The organism is Pseudomonas sp. H3_E07, from assembly GCF_054668895.1.
In genome coordinates, this window is sequence record NZ_CP162795.1 from 3,636,883 (window position 1) to 3,656,077 (window position 19,195).

Below are 19,195 nucleotides of genomic sequence, written 5' to 3' on the forward strand. Positions count from 1 at the left end.
CAACGAAGTGAAGTAGGCATCCATCACATGGGTAGTGACCGTACGAGCTGCCGGACGCGAATCGTACTTAGGTTGAGCCACCGCGTTAGCGGCATGACCTTGAAGGCTCTGGCCATCTGGAGTGCTGCCAACGGCAGCGTTTGGAAGCTTCGTTCTAATGGCCGCTGGGGGTATGGGTCAATAGTGAAACGCGCCTGGAGTTGCGCCAATTGAAAGCGTTGGCGTGGAGTGGAAATCGGTGGCATTCAGTAGCGGCGCGGCCGCTCGTCGCTTTTATAGTGTTAGCCCCTGGGTATGGGGATGCGAAGCCTCCCCATACCCAGGGGCTGGGCCGGAGATGCTTAGAGCAAAGTGAGTTGGCCACTGCCGCCAGTGAGTCGGACGGCGCGCTTTCTGCCACCGATGCCGCAGCGCTACCGGATCGGCACCACGATGCGATCACGCGTCACGTAGATCGCGGTTGCCGAGAGGTTGCCCGTCGCCGCTTTCTGAATGTACTCACTCCACCACGCCATCATTGGCCGTCGGCGCTCGATATAGTCCGCACGGTTGTACGCACTGCGCACTTCATCCTTGTCCACATGCGCCAGCGCGACCTCGATCAACTCGGGGTCCCAGCCATGCTCGTTGAGAATGGTGCTGGCCATCGAGCGCAGACCGTGGCTGACCAGGCGGTCTTGGAAGCCCATCCTCTTGAGCGCCATATTCGCGGTCTGGCTATTGGCGTGGGTACGGGGATTGCGGTCAGAGGGAAACACATATTCACGATTGCCGCTGTGAGGCCTAACCGTGGCAAGCAGTGCGAGCGCCTGCTCGGTGAGTGGGACTGCGTGGGGGCGGCGCTTCTTCATGCGCTCGGCGGGGATCACCCATAGCGCTTTATCGAAGTCGATATCGGCCCATCGAGTGGTGGCCGCTTCGGCGGGGCGGGTCATGGTGTGCAGTTGCCATTCGAGCAGGCAGCGGGTGATGCGCTTGATACTGGCGTTGGCGATTTCCATCATTAGCTCGGGAAGCTCTTCGGGCGGAAGCGCGGCCATGTTTTCTTTCTTGGGCTTTTTGAAAACTGCGCGAATGCCACTGAGCGGGTTGGCGAAGATCAGCCCGGAGTTAACGCCGTAGGTCATGATCTCGTTGAGCCTCTGGGTCACGCGTTTCACCGTTTCCAAGCTGCCTTTGGCTTCGAGCGGGCGAAGCAGCTCGATCACCATCGGGGCAGTGATCTTCACCAGTGGCGTGTTCTTCATACTCGGCAGCACGTGCAGCGTGAGCGAGCGCCAAATGTCTTCGGCGTAGGCCGGGGTGACCGAGTCTTTCTTGAGCTCGAACCAGGCGAGAGCGACGTTCTCAAAGGTGTGTTCAGTTTCGGCTCGCCTGGCTTCATTTAGCATGTTGCGCTGCACTTTGGGGTCGATGCCTTGTGCGAGCAGTTCGCGCGCTTCGACAGCCTTCTTTCGTGCATTCGCTAGTGACAGCTCGGGGTAGGTCCCGAAGCCCATGTTGATGCGTTTTTTGGTCACCGGTTCGCGGTAGTTGAAATTCCACAGCAGCGAGCCGTTGCTGCGTACGCGGAGCTGCAAACCGCCCCCGTCGGTGAGGACGTAATCCTTGGACGCCGGTTTGACTCCCTTGAGTTGTCGGTCGGAGAGGCGGAGGGCTGGAGCAGGCATGAGATCTACCTCAGGCGCTGTTTTGGTATTCCAGAGATTAGCCCCGGAGGGGCTGGAATACCACTTGGAATACCTGAACGGTCAGAACTTGGCGGATGCCCAAAAACCTCAGAAGCGCTGAACCCCTTGATTTTACTGGATTTCAGGCACAAAAAAAGACGTCCGTGGACGTCTTTAGATGTTGAAGTGGTGGAGCCGGGGGGATTTGAACCCCCGTCCGCCAGTACTCCGCTGTCGGTACTACATGCGTAGCCGTTTCTATTAAGTTAACCCTCAGCGACCCGAAGGGCAGGGTGCTTTGGGCGAGTTGTGTAAGTTTTAGCCGCTTCGTCCACAACGTACTGCACGGCGATTCTGTTCTATATGACAATCACTTTGGGTTTACAGACATCCCCTGGTGATTGCTGGACCCGAAGGTACCAGAAGCTCAGGGCTAAGGCTGCTTACGCAGCGAGAGCGAATTCCTGGCCGTAGTTTTCGTCATTGGCAACTATAAGAAGTTGCAACAGTGGATTTACGAGTTCTGTTACCAACTCGGCATGCACCTAAAGTTTCGCAACCGGCGTCGAATCCTAAACGGCCCCGTGCTTGTAACTCGTTGTTTCATAGTGAGTGACAAGCCTGTGCAGTGTACGCCAAACCGTCACGGAAGGCCAACCCGAAGGTTTGCCTTCCGTGACTGAGCGGCCTATTGGCCGCCTTTTTCGCTGTTCTGCAGGTCTTGCAGCGCCTTCGAGGTGATCTCGATGCACTTTTTGTCATCGCCGGCGGCGTGGGCCGCTTTGGCTTGGGAGACGGCAGTGTCTATTTCGCCGCTTTTGCCGCTGGTGTCAGTGGCGAGCAGCGCTTTACCGTTGTTGATTTTGTCCAGATTGATTTTGCACAGATCGGGCTCGCCCGCAGCGAACACAGGGGAAGCCAGCATCGCAGCGGTAATGAACAAGCCAGCAAGAGCGGAACGCTTCATAGGGTATCTCCTTGCGCAAAAGGGCTCGACGCTGCTGGCGTTCAGGGGCTGCCAGCGACATCACTGATGAGCCTCGTTTGTCGAGGCCTATGCAGATGACTACGCCGGCACGCAGGGGTTCTGTTTTTTTTGCAGGATCATTTCTTCAGGATCAGTGGGCGCGGGCCTGGGTGACACGGTCCACCAAGTAGACCAGCCCGTGATAATCGATGCCGCCATGCTGGCTCAGGCCGATCTCGCAAGTGCGGCTGGTGGAGATACCTTCGCTGCAATATTGCACCGCGTCCTTGAGGGTGCGCAGTGAGTGGGCGTTGAGTTCCGGCGTGGTGAAGCCTTTGTCACCGGCAAACCCGCAGCAATGAATGCCTTCGGGGATGACCACGGTGTTGGAGCAGCGCCGTGCCAGGTCGATCAGGGCCTGGCTTTCGCCCAGGTGCTGCGTGCTGCAGGTGACGTGAACGGCGATGGGGGCTTCCTGGGGCGTGAAGTCGAGGCGGTCCATCAGGTGCGTGCGGATGAAACGCACGGGGTCATACAGGTCTAGGCGCGTATCGCCCAGGTCCTGCACCAGGCGCAGGGTGCAAGGGCTGGTGTCGCAGTAGATCGGGTCGAGCCCGCCACGGCTGGCGTGGAGCAGGGCGCCAATCAGCTCCTGGCGCTTGTGTTCGGCTTGTTCGGCGTAGCCTTTGGAGGCGAAGGGCTGGCCACAGCACAGGCTGTCCTGATTGTCGGGGAACACGACTTGGTAACCGGCTTTTTCCAACAGGCTGCGGGTTTTGTCATACAGCGACATCTGTTCCTTATCCCCCGCTGCCGGCCCCATGGCGCGTGAGACGCAGGCGGCCAGGTAGACCACTCGCGGCCGCTCGTCCGTTACCGCCGGGCTGAAACGAATGGCTTTTTCTGGCTGTGGCATGGCGGCGGTCCACTGCGGGATTTGCCCCTTGGACAGCTTGGTCATGCTGGCCGACAGCTTCGCCAGGCGTGGTGCGCCCAGCAGCATGCGTGCGCCGTTGGCCACGTGCAGGGTGAAGCGCGCGCCTTGGAGTGCGGTGGAGAAATGGGTGGCGAGCCATTCGGCGGTTTTCGTACGGTCAGCGTCGCGGCTGCGTAGTTTTTTCACCAGATCGCCGGTATTGATTCCTACCGGGCAGCGCTGAGCGCAGAGGCCGGTGGCAGCGCAGGTGTCGATGCCTTGATAGTGATAAGCCGCCTCCAACTCAGTGGTGTCGACACCGGCACGTTTTTTCGCCTGGATGTCGCGCCAGATCACGATGCGTTGGCGCGGGCTCAAAGTCAGGCCTTTCGACGGGCACACCGGTTCACAGAAGCCGCACTCGATGCACTTATCCACAAGCTCATCAGCGGCGGGTAGCGGCTTGAGGTGCTTGAGGTGGATTTGCGGGTCCTGGCTGAGCACCACGTCCGGGTTGAGAATGCCGTTGGGGTCAAGCAGGCGCTTGAGTTGCCACATCAATTGATAGGCATCACTGCCCCACTCCAGCTCCACGAACGGCGCCATATTGCGTCCGGTGCCGTGTTCGGCTTTTAGCGAGCCACCAAACTCCACGGCCACCAATTGCGCCACGTCGTCCATGAACGCCTGATAGCGTGTGACTTCTTCCGCACTGTTGAAGCCTTGGGTGAAGACGAAGTGCAGATTGCCTTCCAGCGCGTGTCCGAAAAGTATCGCTTCGTCGTAGTGATGTTTGTCGAACAACTCGATCAAGCGATTGACGCCGATTGCCAGTTGCTCCACCGGGAAGGTCACGTCTTCGATGATCACGGTGGTACCGGTTTTGCGCACGGCGCCGACAGCTGGGAAGGTGTCCTTGCGGATTGCCCACAGGCGGGCGTTCTCTGTGGGGTCTTCGGTGAAGTCGACCTGTTTTTCCACCGGGAATTGGGCCAGGGAGGCCATGATGAGCGCCAACTGCTCATGCAGTAAGGACGACGACGCTGCACGGGATTCGATCAACAGGGCGCAGGCATTTTCCGAGAGTTGCTGTACGAAAGCGGGCATGCCTGGCTTGTTCTGTACCGAGCGCATGCTGCGTCGGTCCAACAGCTCGACGGCCGAGACCGGCTGGGTTTTGAGGACGGTGACTGCGTTGCAGCAGGTCTCGACATCTGGAAACACAATCAACGCCGACGCTTTATTCGGGTGATCTACCACCGTGTCGTAGGTGACCGCGCTGATAAAGCCCAGGGTGCCCTCGGAACCCACCAGCAGATGGCTAAGGATATCCAGCGGCTCATCGAAGTCCACCAGGGCATTCAGCGACAGTCCGGTGGTGTTTTTCAGACGGTATTTGTGACGAATTTTCGCGGCTAATTCGGCATTTGCCCGTGTCTCGCGACCCAATGTTGCCAGCCGCTCAAGCAGCGCACCGTGTTGTTCACGGAACGCCTTAACGCTGGTGGCGTCTTCGGTATCCAGGCGGCTGCCGTCAGCCAATACCAAGCGTATGCCGGCCAGGGTGTGGTAAGTGTTCTGCGCCGTGCCGCAGCACATGCCGCTGGCATTGTTGGCGACGATGCCGCCGATCTTGCAGGCGTTTATCGACGCTGGGTCCGGCCCGATCTTGCGCCCGAACGGCGCCAGCCACGCATTGGCCTGGGCGCCGATCACGCCGGGCTGCAGGCGGATTTGCGTGCCTTGCCCGCGAATCTCGCGGCCATTCCAGTTGTCCCCCAGCACGATCAGCACCGAGTCGCTGATGGCCTGCCCGGACAGGCTGGTGCCGGCGGCGCGGAAGGTCACGGCTACGTGATCGCGCTGAGCCCATTGCAACAAGGCAACGACTTCGTCTTCTGACTCCACGCGGATCACCAGCTGTGGGATCAATCGGTAAAAGCTGGCGTCAGTGCCGAAAGCGAGGGTGGAAAGTGGGTCGTCGAAACGTCGATCTTTAGGGATCAGTTGTGCGACGTCGCTCAGGAAAGCAGCAGGCAGGCTCATCGGTCCTCCAGAAATAGCTGACGCCGGAATCGTGTCCGGCGTCGATTCTTACCCTATTACGTGCAGGTTTTTAGTGCACCAGCATACCGGTGAACCAGTAAGCCTGGGCCAGGGTGATCAGCCCGACGATGGTGGCAAAGAACAGGCTGTGCTTGAGAGTAAAGCGGAACAGGTCGGATTCTTTGCCCACCAGGCCGGTAGCGGCGCACGCCACCGCGATGGATTGTGGCGAGATCATCTTGCCGGTAACGCCGCCACTGGTGTTGGCAGCGACCAACAAGGTGTCGTTGACGCCGATCTGATGCGCGGTGGTGGCTTGCAGGGAGCTGAACAAGGCATTGGACGAGGTGTCGGAGCCTGTCAGGAAAACACCCAGCCAGCCAAGGAAAGGCGAGAAGAATGGGAAGGCTGCGCCCGTGCCGGCCAGTACCAGCGCCATGGTCGAAGACATGCCGGAGTAGTTGGTAACGAATGCGAATGCCAACACCATCCCAATCGACAGGATCGGCCAGCGCAGTTCGTAGAAGGTCTCTTTTAAAGTGGTAAGACCAGTCTTGATGTCAATTTTCAGTACCAGCATCGAGATCAACGCCGAGAAGAAAATCGCAGTGCCGGTCGCTGAAATCGGGTCCAGTTTGAACACGGCCGGGATCGCAGTGGGGTTGGTTACGATCGGCGCGACTTTGATCACCAGTTGGTCCAAGTGCGGGATAGCGAAGTTGAACACCCAGCTGTACATCGAGCCCCCGGCAGCAAACATCGCCTTGAACGGCTTGAGGGTCCAGATAGTGACCAGTACGGTAAGAATCAGGAACGGCGACCAGGCCTTGAAAATCTGGCCGAGGCTGTAGGGCGAAACGATTGTGTTGCGCGGCAGACCGAAACCGCCTGCGCTGGCGGTGACTGCGGCGCTGGAGGTGGCGCCGGCAATCTGGGCACCTGCGGTGCGTTTGGGTTGCCAGACTTTCAGGAACAGCGTCAGGGAAATCAGGCTGGCCAGGGCCGAGGTGATGTCCGGCAGTTCCGGGCCGATAAAGTTGGAGGTGAAGTACTGGGTGATGGCAAAGCTCAAGCCGGCGACCAGTGCCGCTGGCCAGGTTTCACGCACGCCGCGCACGCCGTCCATCATGAACACCAACCAGAACGGTACGAACAACGACAGCAGCGGCAGTTGGCGACCAGTCATGGCGCCGATCTTGAATGCGTCAATGCCGGTCACCTGACCTGCAACGATGATCGGGATGCCCAGCGCCCCAAAGGCCACGGGGGCGGTGTTTGCAATCAGGCACAGGCCGGCGGCGTACAGCGGGTTGAAGCCCAGGCCGACCAGCAGTGCAGCGGTAATTGCCACGGGGGCGCCGAAACCGGCCGCACCTTCCAGGAAGGCGCCGAAGCAGAAGCCGATCAATAGCACTTGCAGGCGCTGGTCGTCAGTGATCGACAGGACCGAGCTGCGGATGATTTCGAACTGGCCGCTTTTGACCGTGAGTTTGTAGAGGAACACCGCCGCGACGATGATCCACGCGATGGGCCACAGACCGTAGGCAAAGCCATAACCGGCGGCGGCCAATGCCATGTCTACCGGCATCTGGAAGGCGAAGATCGCGACCAGGATCGACAGCGCCAAGGTAATGCTGCCCGCCACGTGGCCTTTGAGGCGAAACACGGCCAGGGCCAGGAAGAAGAATACGATCGGAATAACGGCCGCCATTGCGGACAGGCCGAGGCTGCCGAGCGGGCTGTAGAGCTGTTGCCAGGTTTGCATGATGGGGTGGCCCCTGATTGTTGTTGTTTGGTCAGCTTGGATAATTGGTAATACCAATTTACAGTCGCTGTTGGCTAGAGTAAAAGCCTTGGTTGGGGCGTGTCAATTTGCCGCTTACGAAACTTTGGTCGTAGGTGGGTGGCAAGGGTGCGCTGATCAGTGGAAATGAGGGCGCTCTGATAGGTGCTGCATTCGTTGTGATCGGCGAGAATAGAGGGCCCGGCGAGTGGTCGGGATGGTGGAGAGTGAGTGATGGGGTTTGATCAGGTGCGTCAGCGCCGTTTGTCTGATGACATCGTCGAGCAGCTTGAGGGCATGATCCTTGAGGGCACGCTGAAGTCGGGCGAGCGCTTGCCGGCCGAACGCGCGTTGGCTGAACAATTCGGGGTGTCGCGACCTTCTTTGCGAGAGGCGATCCAGAAGCTGGCAGCCAAAGGTTTGCTCGTCAGCCGCCAGGGTGGTGGTAACTACGTGGCTGAATCTTTGGGTTCCACGTTCAGTGACCCGCTGTTGCTCCTGTTGGAGAACAACCCCGAGGCTCAGCGGGATCTGCTGGAGTTTCGTCAGACCCTTGAGGCCTCGTGTGCTTATTACGCCGCGTTGCGCGCGACAGAGGTGGATCGCGAGCGTCTCACGGCTGCGTTCGAAGCGCTTCAGGATTGCTACACCCGTTCCGATGAGGTGAGCCGGGTCGAAGAGGGGGCGGCGGATGCGCGGTTTCACTTGGCTATCGCCGAGGCGAGCCACAACGCTGTGTTGCTGCACACGATTCGCGGCCTGTTCGACCTGCTCAAGCGTAACGTGGTAACCAACATTGGCGGCATGTATCAACAGCGTACGGAAACCCGCGACATGCTGATCAGTCAGCACCGGGATCTGTACCTGGCGATTATCGAGGGGCGTGCCGAGCAGGCGCGGGAAGTTTCAACACGTCACCTGCTGTATGTGCAGGAAGTGTTGGAAGAAGTGCGTCAGGAAGTTCAGCGTGTGGCGCGTGCGGAGCGGCGCAAGGGGACGTAGCCGAGGGAAGCTCCCGCGGCTGCATCACTGCAAGGATCAGTCTTCCTTGCCCTTGTTGCGTACGGCACGATGAAGCTCGCGATTGGAATCGCGTTCGCGCTCGGTATCGCGCTTGTCGTATTCCTTCTTGCCCTTGCCCAAGGCGATCTCGCACTTGACCAGGTGCTTGCTCCAGTACCAGGACAGGCAGACGCAGGCATAGCCCTTCTGCTGCACGGCAGCAGCGAGCTTTTCCAGTTCGCGGGCATTGAGCAGCAGCTTGCGCGTGCGTACCGGATCGGCAATCACGTGGGTGCTCGCAGTGGTCAGCGGGGTGATATGACTGCCGAGCAGCCATGCCTCGCCATCCTTGAGCAGCACATAACTGTCGACCAGCTGCAGCTTGCTGGCACGCAGACTCTTTACTTCCCAGCCGGCCAGGACCAGACCAGCCTCGAACCGATGTTCGATGAAGTAATCGTGTCGCGCCTTTTTATTTTGCGCGATGGTCCCTGTGGGGTGTTTCTTTTGTTTAGCCATAGGGGCGGCATTATAGGGAGTTGCGAGCCTGTCGGCTACGGTCAACCTGCGTGCTTGAGCGTGTTGGACGAATCCCGGACAATGCAGGCAGTTCTCTGGTTTTTTTCTTTCGCGGATCGGGCTGTTCTTCCGCGATGTTTGCCGCTCAGCTGTGGAAATAACGCACACATGACGACGCATATTCAACGTTCAGCGCTGCTGCCCTATCCGGCACAGGCGCTCTATGACCTGGTCAACGACGTGGCGCGTTACCCGGAATTCCTGCCGTGGTGCTCAACCGCCGAGGTGCTGGAAAGCAGTGATGAGCACATGGTCGCCAGTGTCGGGGTCGCGAAGGGCGGTCTTAGCCAGCACTTTGTGACGCGTAATGTGCTGGTGCCTGGGAAATCCATCGAAATGAATTTGCAGGAAGGGCCGTTTACTCAGCTGCATGGGGTGTGGGTATTCAAGGCGCTGACGGACAAGGCCTGCAAAATCAGCCTGGATCTTTGCTTTGATTACGCTGGGCCTATCGTGCGCGCGACCTTGGGGCCTTTGTTCAATCAGGCGGCAAATACCCTGGTGGACGCATTTTGCCAGCGGGCCAAGCAACTGCATGGTTGAGATTGAAGTGGTGTATGCCGCAGTGGATCACCAGGTGCTGCTGGCGGTGACGGTGCCGGCCGGCACCAGCCTGCGCGCGGCGGTGCAGGCGTCAGGCATTGCAGCGCAATTCCCCGGGCTGGATCTGGCTGATTGCCCTTTGGGTATTTTCGGCAAGGTAGTCGCGGACGCTGAGGTGCGCAGTGTGCAGGCGGGTGATCGTATCGAGATTTACCGTCCATTGCTGGCAGACCCTAAAGAAGTGCGCAGGTTGCGCGCAGCCAAAGCGGCGCTGGCCAAGCAACAGAACTCATAGGTCAGCCAAATGGCGAGCAGCAAAAAGCCCGGCATGCCGGGCTTTTTGTTGAGCGACGCACATTTACTGCGGACTGGTATCCAGAGGTTGTGGCGTCGGCACAGGCACCGTTTCCACGCCGTCGACGTCTTTCTGGATCTTGTCGAGCAGCGAGCCTGGCTTGGCCGGTACTTCGGACTTCGGCTTCTCGCCTTCCTGCGCAGGCGCAGTGACATTGGTGCCGTTGTCCTTGCCGAGCAAGGCTTCATCACGACTCACGCCGGGCATGAAGTCGCCGGACAGGCTGACAAGCTGGTCATTGCCATTGAAGATGACGCTGACGCGCTCCTGCTGGCGTTCACCGCCGCCTGGCTGAAGGCTGTAGAGATAATCCCAGCGATCGGCATGGAAAGTGTCGGTCAGCAGGGGGTTACCCATGATAAACCGTACTTGCCGTCGGGTCATTCCGGGGCGTAACTGGTCTATCATGTCCTGCGTGACGACATTGCCCTGCTGGATGTCGATTTTGTAAACCCCGGGGAATGAACAACCGGCGAGTGCGAGCAGTCCCACAAAGGTGAAACTGGTTAGCAAGAGCTTGGTGTTTTGCATCGGTGGGCGACTTCCACTATCTTGGCTGGGACAACGTAAACGCCGATCATACCCGTATTAAGAGAAGCTGCGAAGCAGCATCCGCGAGAAAGCTAACCATGGTTGAAAATAGCGAACTACGCAAAGCCGGTCTCAAAGTGACTCTGCCACGAGTCAAGATTCTACAAATGCTCGATTCTGCTGAGCAGCGCCACATGAGTGCCGAGGATGTTTACAAGGCACTGATGGAGTCTAACGAGGACGTCGGCCTAGCCACGGTTTACCGTGTGCTGACCCAGTTTGAAGCCGCAGGGCTGGTGGTTCGTCATAATTTCGACGGCGGTCATGCGGTGTTCGAACTGGCTGACGGTGGTCATCACGATCACATGGTTGACCTGGATACCAATGAGGTTATCGAGTTCACCAGTCCGGAAATCGAAGCGCTGCAGCACAAGATTGCTGAGGAGCATGGCTTCGATCTGGTTGACCACAATCTGGTCCTGTACATCCGTAAGAAAAAGTAACAAGCGTTGCAGATTCTCTCTGCAAAACGATCGAAGGCGACCTTAGGGTCGCCTTCGTGCTTTCTATAAGAGAGAAAATAGTTCGGTTAGGCCTTTGCCGCTACGACCATTTTCTTCGCGTGCGCCAAAGACTCCTTGGTTAGATCGATGCCGCCAAGCATGCGTGCGACTTCTTCCACACGTTCCGACTTGTTCAGCTTGGACACGGCTGTGTGTGTTGCATCGCTGCCGCGTACCTTGTGCACAAAGAGGTGTTGATGTCCCTGGGCCGCGACTTGTGGCAAGTGAGTTACCGTCAGTACCTGGCCTCTATCTCCAAGGCGTCGCAACAGCTGGCCAACAATTTCTGCTGTCGGCCCGCCAATTCCCACATCGACTTCATCGAACACCAGTGTCGGCACCCGAGAGGTTTGCGCAGTAATCACCTGGATTGCCAGGCTGATCCGCGACAGCTCGCCGCCGGAGGCTACTTTCGCCAGCGCTTTGAGCGGTTGTCCGGGGTTGGCGCTGACCAGTAGCTCGACCTGCTCCAGCCCGTGGGGTTGTAGTTCGTTGCTGGCGCTGGTGCGCAATTCGATGGTGAAACGACCGCCAGGCATGCCCAGACGCTGGATCTCCAGCTCCACTGCGCTGGCCAGGCCCGTCGCTGCTTGCTGGCGCAGGTCGCTGAGCTCGCGCGCTTTCTCTTGGTAATGACGAGCGAAAGAGGCGAGCTCACCGCTCAGGCGCTCGATAGATTCATCGTTGGCGTTCAGGGTCTCGATTTCATCCAGCAGCTTTTGCTGCATCGTCGCCACTTCAGTGGGCTGGATGCGATGTTTGCGTGCCAGCGTGTAGATGGTATCCAGGCGTTCTTCTATTTCCTGCAGCCGTGCTGGGTCGGCATCGAAGTGATCCAGGAACCGATTCAGTTCGCCGACGGCTTCCTCTACCTGGATCTGTGCGCTGGTAAGCAGGGTCGTCGCCTCGCTCAACGAGCCGGAGCCGCTGTTCACGCTCGATAGGCGATTGAGGCTGGCAGTCAGTGCATTGAGCACGTTCCCGGAGTCGCTCTCACTGCACTGCTCCACCACCTGGCGGCAAATGCCCAGCAGGGTTTCCGCGTTGGTGAGGTTCTTGTGTTCCTGCTCAAGCTGCTCCAGTTCGGTCTCGCCCAGGCCCAGGCTTTCCAGTTCTTCGAGTTGATAGCTGAGCAATTGATGGCGAGCACGTTGCTCATCGCCGGAGTTGGAGAGTCGCTCCAGTTCCTGGCGAGTCTGGCGCCAGCGCTGGGCGGCAAGCTGCACCTGGCGGGCAAGGTCTGTGGCACCAGCGTACTCATCGAGCAGGCGACGATGGGTGTCGGTTTTCAGCAGGGACTGGTGTTCATGCTGGCTGTGGATGTCGATCAGCAACTCGCCCAAGGCTTTAAGGTCGCCAAGCGGGCAGGGTGTGCCGTTGATGTAGCCACGGGAGCGACCTTCCGCCGTGATGACCCGTCGCAGGATGCACGGACCTTCATTATTAAGGTCGCGCTCGGACAGCCAGGCTTCTGCCTCGGGAATGTCCGCCAGGTCGAAGGTGGCCAGGATGTCGGCCTTGTCTGCCCCAGGTCGCACCACGCCGCTGTCGGCGCGATCACCCAGGGTCAGGCCCAAGGCGTCGAGCATGATCGACTTGCCGGCGCCGGTTTCGCCTGTGATTACGCTCATACCGCGATCCAGTTCGAGATCCAGGTGTTCAACGATGGCGTAGTTATGTACGGACAAGTGCACGAGCATGACGGCCGCTCCCAGGCTTTATGTCTGGTTATTTATACAGTGTTTTGTTCGAGGCTGACAATCCTGGCGCTTAGCTCGATTTGCTTGAATGAGCGAATTTTTTAGCGCAACGAGGAATGGAAGCGCAGGAATTGATCCACATCACTGGAAAGACTTTTGGTAACGCCTGCACCCTTGAACCTGGAAATTGTGGCCCCATATACCGGAACAGAAGCGCGAGTTGAGTTCGCGCATGATTTTGAAAGGAGAAAACTATGGCTGACGAACAGACGCAGGATACGCAAACTCCAGACGCCAATTCGGCTGTCGGCGATGAGCTGGCGACTCGTGTGCAAGTGCTCGAAGAGCAACTGGCCGCTGCGCAGGACCAGTCTTTGCGTGTTGCCGCTGATCTGCAGAACGTCCGCCGCCGTGCCGAGCAGGATGTAGAAAAGGCTCACAAGTTCGCACTGGAAAAATTTGCCGGTGACTTGCTGCCGATCATCGACAGCCTGGAGCGTGGTCTTGAGTTGTCCAACCCGGACGACGAAAACATCCGCCCAATGCGCGAAGGGATCGAGCTGACCCTGAAAATGTTTCAGGACACCCTGAAGCGTTATCAGTTGGAAGCCATCGATCCAGCAGGCGGTGAGCCGTTCAACGCTGAGCACCACCAAGCCATGGCCATGCAGGAAAGCCATGACCTGGAGCCTAACAGCGTGTTGAAAGTGTTCCAGAAAGGTTACCAGCTCAATGGTCGCCTGCTGCGCCCGGCGATGGTTGTGGTGAGCAAGGCCCCTGCACCGGTTTCACCTTCTATTGATGAGCAGGCTTGAAATACGCTGAAAAGCCCTCATCTATAAGTCAAGCGTTTAAGTGCTACCGCAGTTAGCCACCACTGCTGCGGCAACCAAATTCAAGTTTCGGGAGAGTAAATAATGGGCAAAATTATCGGTATCGACCTGGGGACCACCAACTCCTGTGTCTCCGTCATGGAAAACGGCAAAGCCAAAGTCATCGAAAACGCCGAAGGTGCGCGTACCACGCCGTCGATCATTGCATACGCAAATGATGGCGAGATCCTGGTAGGTCAGTCGGCCAAGCGCCAGGCTGTCACCAACCCGCACAACACCCTGTACGCGGTAAAGCGTCTGATCGGTCGTAAGTTCGACGAAGAAGTCGTACAGAAAGACATCAAGATGGTGCCTTACAAAATCGCCAAAGCTGACAACGGTGACGCCTGGGTTGAAGTAAATGGCAACAAGATGTCTGCCCCGCAGATCTCGGCTGAAGTCTTGAAAAAGATGAAGAAGACTGCCGAAGACTACCTGGGTGAAACCGTGACCGAAGCGGTGATCACTGTTCCGGCCTACTTCAACGACAGTCAGCGTCAGGCGACCAAAGACGCCGGCCGCATCGCGGGTCTGGACGTAAAACGTATCATCAACGAACCAACCGCAGCCGCTCTGGCTTACGGTATGGACAAGGCCAAAGGCGACCACACCGTGATCGTTTATGACTTGGGCGGTGGTACTTTCGACGTCTCCGTCATCGAGATCGCTGAAGTTGACGGCGAGCACCAGTTCGAAGTGTTGGCCACCAACGGTGACACCTTCCTCGGCGGTGAAGACTTTGATATTCGTCTGATCGACTACCTCGTTGACGAATTCAAGAAAGAAAGCGGCATGAACCTTAAGGGCGACCCGCTGGCCATGCAGCGCCTGAAAGAAGCTGCCGAAAAAGCCAAGATCGAGCTGTCCTCGAGCATGTCGACCGACGTGAACCTGCCGTACATCACTGCAGACGCCACTGGTCCTAAGCACTTGAACGTGAAGATTTCTCGCGCCAAGTTGGAAGCGCTGGTTGAAGACCTGGTTCAGCGCACCATCGAACCTTGCCGCATCGCGCTGAAAGACGCCGGTATCGACGTTGGTTCCATCAACGACGTGATCCTGGTGGGCGGTCAGACCCGTATGCCACTGGTTCAGCAGAAGGTCACCGAGTTCTTCGGTAAAGAAGCCCGTAAAGACGTGAACCCGGACGAAGCGGTTGCCATGGGTGCTGCCATCCAGGGCGCGGTATTGGCCGGCGACGTGAAAGACGTGCTGCTGCTGGACGTCAGCCCGCTGACCCTGGGTATCGAAACCATGGGCGGCGTGATGACTGCGCTGATCGAGAAAAACACCACGATTCCTACCAAGAAATCCCAAGTGTTCTCGACTGCCGATGACAACCAGGGCGCTGTGACCATTCACGTGCTGCAAGGTGAGCGTAAGCAGGCTGCTCAGAACAAGTCCCTGGGCAAGTTCGACCTGTCCGAGATTCCACCAGCACCACGTGGCGTGCCACAAATCGAAGTGACCTTCGACATCGACGCCAACGGCATCCTGCACGTCGGCGCGAAAGACAAGGCTACCGGCAAAGAGCAGAAGATCACGATCAAGGCCAACTCCGGTCTGTCTGATGAAGAAATTCAACAGATGATTCGTGATGCTGAAGCCAACGCTGATGCGGATGCCAAGTTTGCTGAACTGGCTGGCGCCCGTAACCAGGGTGATGCACTGGTTCACTCGACGCGCAAAATAGTCGCTGATGCTGGCGATAAAGTGACTGCTGAAGAGAAGACTGCAATCGAAGCTGCTGTGGTTGCCCTGGAAGCCGCCGTCAAAGGCGACGACAAGGCTGCTATCGAAGCCAAGATCGAAGAGCTGTCGAAAGTCTCTGCGCCGGTTGCTCAGAAAATGTACGCCGAACAAGGTCAGCCAGCTGACGGTGCTGCGCAACAGGCAGAGCCTGAAGCCAAGCACGACGACGTTGTCGATGCCGAGTTCGAAGAAGTCAAAGAAGACCAGAAGAAGTAACTTGGTCGCCCGGTTGACCGCTATCAAGCGGTGACTGGTAGGATGTCGCCGCGCGGGAGCTTGCTCCCGCGTTGGCGTGTCTGGGGTATGCGAATTTTTACAGTATGCGACAGCGTTCGGATGCTGGCGGTGTGATCGGGAATGCTCCTGCTTTCCGAATGGCATTCACCGCGTTTTTGGCCGGGTCCCTGGCTGAAAGCAGTTATGACCAGGATCGTTGAATTGACGTGAGTTGGGTCCGGGCCTGTATTGGGGCTCAACGAGTTTAGTCAGGCTCAGGAGGGTCTGGCTGAACGTCCTTAAGAGTGCAAAGACTTATGGCAAAGCGTGACTATTACGAAGTATTGGGTGTGGAGCGCGGCTCCAGCGAGGCGGACCTGAAGAAGGCCTACCGTCGCCTGGCGATGAAGCATCACCCGGACCGTAATCCGGATAACAAAGAATCCGAAGAGATGTTCAAAGAGGCCAATGAGGCCTACGAATGCCTGTGTGATCCCAATAAGCGTGCGGCCTACGACCAGTATGGCCATGCCGGTGTCGACCCAAGCATGGGTGGCGGCGGTGCCGGGTTTGGCGGTCAGAACTTCTCCGATATTTTCGGCGACGTATTCAGCGACTTCTTCGGCGGTGGTCGAGGTGGTCAGCGTGGTGGCGCCCAGCGTGGTAGTGATTTGCGCTACACCCTGGAATTGAACCTGGAAGAAGCCGTGCGCGGCACCAGCGTCAACATCCGTGTGCCGACGCTGGTCAACTGCAAGCCGTGCGATGGTTCGGGTGCCAAGAAAGGCTCTTCGCCGATCACCTGCCCAACGTGTGGCGGTATTGGTCAAGTTCGCATGCAGCAGGGCTTCTTCTCTGTGCAGCAGACCTGCCCGCGCTGCCATGGCCAGGGCAAGATCATTTCCGATCCGTGCGATTCCTGCCACGGCGAAGGTCGTGTCGAAGAGTACAAAACCCTGGCGGTGAAAGTGCCGGCGGGCGTGGACACCGGAGACCGTATTCGCCTGTCGGGTGAGGGCGAGGCTGGTACTCAGGGTGGTCCGACGGGCGACCTGTACGTAGTGATCAACGTGCGCGAGCACTCGATCTTCCAGCGCGACGGCAAGCACCTGTTCTGTGAAGTGCCGATCAGCTTTGTCGATGCAGCCTTGGGCGGCGAGCTCGAAATTCCTACCCTTGATGGTCGGGTCAAGCTCAAGATTCCTGAAGGCACTCAGACCGGCAAGCAGTTCCGTATCCGTGGCAAAGGCGTTGCGCCGGTGCGCGGTGGCGGTGCTGGGGACTTGATGTGTCGTGTGGCGGTAGAGACGCCGGTCAACCTGAATCGCCGTCAGCGCGAACTGCTTGAAGAATTCCGCAGCTCGATGGAGGGTGATGACTCTCACTCGCCGAAAACTGCAGGCTTTTTCGATGGCGTGAAGCGCTTCTTCGGCGACCTGTAAGGAATTGAGTATGCGACGTATAGCCGTAATGGGCGCTGCCGGGCGCATGGGCAAGACGCTGGTCGAAGCGGTGCAGCAGCGCTCGCCGGCTTCCGGCCTGACTGCGGCGATCGTTCGTCCGGGCAGCACGTTGATTGGTGCGGACGCGGGCGAGTTGGCCTCGTTGGGGCGCATCGGTGTGTCGTTGTCCGGCAGCCTGGAGCAGGTAGCGGATGAGTTCGATGTGTTGATCGATTTCACCCTGCCGGACGTGATGCTGAAAAACCTGGCGTTCTGCCGTAAGGCGGGCAAGGCAATGGTGATCGGTACCACGGGTTTGACTGCTCAGCAGAAGCAATTGTTGGAGGAGGCGGGCAAGGATATTCCTATCGTCTTCGCCGCCAACTTCAGCGTCGGTGTGAATCTGTCGCTCAAGCTGTTGGACCTGGCGGCGCGCGTGCTGGGTGATGAAGCGGATATCGAAATCATCGAGACTCACCATCGTCACAAGATCGACGCGCCTTCGGGCACCGCGCTGCGCATGGGTGAAGCGATTGCCGATGCACTGGGTCGCGACCTGTCGAAAGTCGCGGTGTACGGTCGCGAAGGCCACACCGGCGCGCGTGCACGCGACACCATTGGTTTTGCGACCGTGCGCGGCGGTGACGTGGTGGGTGATCACACCGTATTGTTCGCCACTGAAGGTGAGCGTCTGGAAATCACGCATAAGGCCTCCAGCCGCATGACCTTTGCCAAGGGAGCGGTACGTGCTGCGCTCTGGTTGGAGGGGCGCGAGCCGGGCCTGTACGACATGCGCGATGTGCTGGATCTGCACTAATCAGTAGCTAAAACAGGGCCTCAAGCTTATGCTTAGGCCCCGTTTTTACCCGCTAAGCGACGTCCTGTCGCATTCCCCTGCCTTTAAGGCTCATTAGCGGTGGACCAAAAAAGCCTTTTTCTGTAAGCTACAGCTTTAGTGTGTCCACTAAAAGCGCGCAGAATAATTCAGTGAAGAAGCGGGGTGACGTGTCCATACGTCACTCCGCTTTTTTACAACCTGCGATCGCCCTTTCAGGCTTTATTTACGGGAGGTCTTCTTGACTAAGCCAGCCATACTCGCCCTTGCTGATGGCAGCATTTTTCGCGGCGAAGCCATTGGAGCCGACGGTCAGACCGTTGGAGAGGTAGTGTTTAACACTGCCATGACCGGCTATCAGGAAATCCTTACCGATCCTTCCTACGCCCAACAGATCGTTACCCTGACCTATCCGCACATCGGCAACACCGGTACTACACCGGAAGATGTCGAGTCTGATCGTGTCTGGTCGGCCGGTCTGGTGATTCGTGACCTGCCACTGGTTGCGAGCAACTGGCGTAACACGATGTCGCTGTCCGATTACCTGAAAGCCAACAACGTTGTGGCGATCGCCGGTATCGATACGCGCCGCCTCACGCGCATCCTGCGTGAAAAAGGCTCGCAGAATGGCTGCATCATGGTCGGTGACAATATCTCCGAAGAGGCGGCGATTGCCGCGGCGCAAGGTTTCCCAGGCCTGAAAGGCATGGACCTGGCGAAAGTCGTCAGCGTTAAAGAGAAGTACGAGTGGCGCTCCACTGTCTGGGACTTGAAGACCGACAGCCACGCAACCATCGACGCTGCTGACCTGCCCTACCACGTAGTCGCCTACGACTACGGCGTTAAATACAACATCCTGCGCATGCTGGTCGAGCGAGGCTGCCGCGTGACCGTGGTGCCGGCGCAAACCCCGGCCAGCGACGTGCTCGCCCTGCAACCGGACGGTGTATTCCTGTCCAACGGCCCAGGTGACCCTGAGCCATGCGACTACGCCATCCAGGCGATCAAGGACGTACTGGAAACCGAGATTCCGGTCTTCGGTATCTGCCTTGGTCACCAGCTGCTGGCCCTGGCCTCCGGCGCCAAGACCCTGAAAATGGGTCACGGCCACCACGGTGCCAACCACCCGGTTCAAGACCTGGACACTGGCGTTGTGATGATCACCAGCCAGAACCACGGTTTTGCGGTAGATGAAGCAACCCTGCCGAGCAACGTGCGCGCCATTCACAAGTCGCTGTTCGACGGTTCCCTGCAGGGCATCGAGCGCACCGACAAGAGCGCGTTCAGCTTCCAGGGCCACCCTGAAGCGAGCCCGGGCCCGAACGACGTAGCGCCGCTGTTCGACCGTTTCATCAATGAGATGGCCAAGCGACGCTGACTGAGCGGCCTGCGGGCGGCCCCGGACACCGGTGGCCCCCGCTGG

General features: G+C 58.4%; 16 protein-coding genes and 1 other RNA gene. 9 read left to right on the forward strand and 8 right to left on the reverse strand.

The features are described from left to right. Positions 1 to 413: 413 nt before the first annotated feature. The 5 genes from AB4O08_RS16650 to AB4O08_RS16670 form a co-directional block, all read right to left on the reverse strand. Positions 414 to 1,670: an integrase domain-containing protein gene (locus tag AB4O08_RS16650; protein WP_198831842.1), complete on the reverse strand. Its 1,257-nt coding sequence runs from the start codon at positions 1,668 to 1,670 to the stop codon at positions 414 to 416. Between the two features lie 187 nt (positions 1,671 to 1,857). After that, positions 1,858 to 2,254, reverse strand: a transfer-messenger RNA (tmRNA) gene (gene ssrA, locus AB4O08_RS16655). 104 nt (positions 2,255 to 2,358) lie between these two features. Then, complete coding sequence (locus AB4O08_RS16660; RefSeq protein ID WP_010206635.1) at positions 2,359 to 2,637, reverse strand: hypothetical protein; 279 nt, start codon at positions 2,635 to 2,637, stop codon at positions 2,359 to 2,361. Positions 2,638 to 2,788: 151 nt separating this feature from the next. Beyond that, positions 2,789 to 5,599, reverse strand: coding sequence for an FAD-binding and (Fe-S)-binding domain-containing protein (locus AB4O08_RS16665; RefSeq protein ID WP_044287903.1), 2,811 nt, complete (start codon positions 5,597 to 5,599; stop codon positions 2,789 to 2,791). Positions 5,600 to 5,669: 70 nt separating this feature from the next. Beyond that, a complete protein-coding gene (locus AB4O08_RS16670) occupies positions 5,670 to 7,364 on the reverse strand; it encodes a lactate permease LctP family transporter (RefSeq protein ID WP_010206633.1) in 1,695 nt (564 codons plus the stop codon). Positions 7,365 to 7,616: 252 nt separating this feature from the next. On the opposite strand from AB4O08_RS16670, the gene AB4O08_RS16675 reads away from it, so the two are divergent. Next, positions 7,617 to 8,384, forward strand: coding sequence for an FCD domain-containing protein (locus AB4O08_RS16675; protein ID WP_010206631.1), 768 nt, complete (start codon positions 7,617 to 7,619; stop codon positions 8,382 to 8,384). Between the two features lie 36 nt (positions 8,385 to 8,420). Here AB4O08_RS16675 and smpB read toward each other — a convergent pair whose 3' ends face one another. Beyond that, positions 8,421 to 8,903 carry an SsrA-binding protein SmpB gene (smpB, locus tag AB4O08_RS16680; RefSeq protein WP_005791513.1) on the reverse strand — a complete coding sequence of 161 codons (483 nt, stop codon included), beginning with the start codon at positions 8,901 to 8,903 and terminating at the stop codon, positions 8,421 to 8,423. 168 nt (positions 8,904 to 9,071) lie between these two features. Here smpB and AB4O08_RS16685 point away from each other — a divergent pair, with 168 nt between their 5' ends. Further along, on the forward strand, positions 9,072 to 9,506 hold the full coding sequence (locus AB4O08_RS16685; RefSeq protein WP_460114225.1) for a type II toxin-antitoxin system RatA family toxin: 435 nt from the start codon (positions 9,072 to 9,074) through the stop codon (positions 9,504 to 9,506). Then, complete coding sequence (locus AB4O08_RS16690) at positions 9,499 to 9,801, forward strand: RnfH family protein (RefSeq protein WP_010206629.1); 303 nt, start codon at positions 9,499 to 9,501, stop codon at positions 9,799 to 9,801. Before AB4O08_RS16685 ends, AB4O08_RS16690 begins: the two co-directional genes overlap by 8 nt. Positions 9,802 to 9,864: 63 nt before the next feature. Here AB4O08_RS16690 and AB4O08_RS16695 read toward each other — a convergent pair whose 3' ends face one another. Further along, positions 9,865 to 10,392, reverse strand: coding sequence for an outer membrane protein assembly factor BamE (locus tag AB4O08_RS16695; protein ID WP_016976810.1), 528 nt, complete (start codon positions 10,390 to 10,392; stop codon positions 9,865 to 9,867). Between the two features lie 98 nt (positions 10,393 to 10,490). Here AB4O08_RS16695 and fur point away from each other — a divergent pair, with 98 nt between their 5' ends. Further along, the gene (gene fur, locus AB4O08_RS16700; RefSeq protein WP_003194220.1) at positions 10,491 to 10,895 is read left to right on the forward strand and encodes a ferric iron uptake transcriptional regulator; all 405 of its coding nucleotides are present in this window, start codon (positions 10,491 to 10,493) and stop codon (positions 10,893 to 10,895) included. Between the two features lie 86 nt (positions 10,896 to 10,981). Here the strand turns inward: fur and recN are convergent, their stop codons facing one another. Further along, on the reverse strand, positions 10,982 to 12,655 hold the full coding sequence (recN, locus tag AB4O08_RS16705) for a DNA repair protein RecN (RefSeq protein ID WP_010206622.1): 1,674 nt from the start codon (positions 12,653 to 12,655) through the stop codon (positions 10,982 to 10,984). 254 nt (positions 12,656 to 12,909) lie between these two features. On the opposite strand from recN, the gene grpE reads away from it, so the two are divergent. The 5 genes from grpE (at position 12,910) to carA (ending at position 19,150) form a co-directional block, all read left to right on the forward strand. After that, entirely contained in the window at positions 12,910 to 13,470 is a 561-nt protein-coding gene (gene grpE, locus AB4O08_RS16710; RefSeq protein WP_021492893.1) for a nucleotide exchange factor GrpE, read from the forward strand. Positions 13,471 to 13,572: 102 nt separating this feature from the next. Further along, the gene (gene dnaK, locus AB4O08_RS16715) at positions 13,573 to 15,495 is read left to right on the forward strand and encodes a molecular chaperone DnaK (RefSeq protein ID WP_460114226.1); all 1,923 of its coding nucleotides are present in this window, start codon (positions 13,573 to 13,575) and stop codon (positions 15,493 to 15,495) included. Between the two features lie 317 nt (positions 15,496 to 15,812). Then, complete coding sequence (gene dnaJ, locus AB4O08_RS16720; RefSeq protein ID WP_010206615.1) at positions 15,813 to 16,937, forward strand: molecular chaperone DnaJ; 1,125 nt, start codon at positions 15,813 to 15,815, stop codon at positions 16,935 to 16,937. A gap of 10 nt (positions 16,938 to 16,947) precedes the next feature. Beyond that, on the forward strand, positions 16,948 to 17,754 hold the full coding sequence (dapB, locus tag AB4O08_RS16725; RefSeq protein WP_010206614.1) for a 4-hydroxy-tetrahydrodipicolinate reductase: 807 nt from the start codon (positions 16,948 to 16,950) through the stop codon (positions 17,752 to 17,754). A 259-nt stretch (positions 17,755 to 18,013) separates the two neighbouring features. Then, positions 18,014 to 19,150, forward strand: coding sequence for a glutamine-hydrolyzing carbamoyl-phosphate synthase small subunit (gene carA, locus AB4O08_RS16730; protein ID WP_010206613.1), 1,137 nt, complete (start codon positions 18,014 to 18,016; stop codon positions 19,148 to 19,150). Positions 19,151 to 19,195 lie beyond the last annotated feature (45 nt).

Excerpts from the sequence above, each read along its gene's own strand:
- AB4O08_RS16650 (WP_198831842.1), bottom strand. The coding sequence starts at position 1,670 with ATGCCTGCTCCAGCCCTCCGCCTCTCCGACCGACAACTCAAGGGAGTC.
- AB4O08_RS16660 (WP_010206635.1), bottom strand. The coding sequence starts at position 2,637 with ATGAAGCGTTCCGCTCTTGCTGGCTTGTTCATTACCGCTGCGATGCTG.
- AB4O08_RS16665 (WP_044287903.1), bottom strand. The coding sequence starts at position 5,599 with ATGAGCCTGCCTGCTGCTTTCCTGAGCGACGTCGCACAACTGATCCCT.
- AB4O08_RS16670 (WP_010206633.1), bottom strand. The coding sequence starts at position 7,364 with ATGCAAACCTGGCAACAGCTCTACAGCCCGCTCGGCAGCCTCGGCCTG.
- AB4O08_RS16675 (WP_010206631.1), top strand. The coding sequence starts at position 7,617 with ATGGGGTTTGATCAGGTGCGTCAGCGCCGTTTGTCTGATGACATCGTC.
- smpB (WP_005791513.1), bottom strand. The coding sequence starts at position 8,903 with ATGGCTAAACAAAAGAAACACCCCACAGGGACCATCGCGCAAAATAAA.
- AB4O08_RS16685 (WP_460114225.1), top strand. The coding sequence starts at position 9,072 with ATGACGACGCATATTCAACGTTCAGCGCTGCTGCCCTATCCGGCACAG.
- AB4O08_RS16690 (WP_010206629.1), top strand. The coding sequence starts at position 9,499 with ATGGTTGAGATTGAAGTGGTGTATGCCGCAGTGGATCACCAGGTGCTG.
- AB4O08_RS16695 (WP_016976810.1), bottom strand. The coding sequence starts at position 10,392 with ATGCAAAACACCAAGCTCTTGCTAACCAGTTTCACCTTTGTGGGACTG.
- fur (WP_003194220.1), top strand. The coding sequence starts at position 10,491 with ATGGTTGAAAATAGCGAACTACGCAAAGCCGGTCTCAAAGTGACTCTG.
- recN (WP_010206622.1), bottom strand. The coding sequence starts at position 12,655 with ATGCTCGTGCACTTGTCCGTACATAACTACGCCATCGTTGAACACCTG.
- grpE (WP_021492893.1), top strand. The coding sequence starts at position 12,910 with ATGGCTGACGAACAGACGCAGGATACGCAAACTCCAGACGCCAATTCG.
- dnaK (WP_460114226.1), top strand. The coding sequence starts at position 13,573 with ATGGGCAAAATTATCGGTATCGACCTGGGGACCACCAACTCCTGTGTC.
- dnaJ (WP_010206615.1), top strand. The coding sequence starts at position 15,813 with ATGGCAAAGCGTGACTATTACGAAGTATTGGGTGTGGAGCGCGGCTCC.
- dapB (WP_010206614.1), top strand. The coding sequence starts at position 16,948 with ATGCGACGTATAGCCGTAATGGGCGCTGCCGGGCGCATGGGCAAGACG.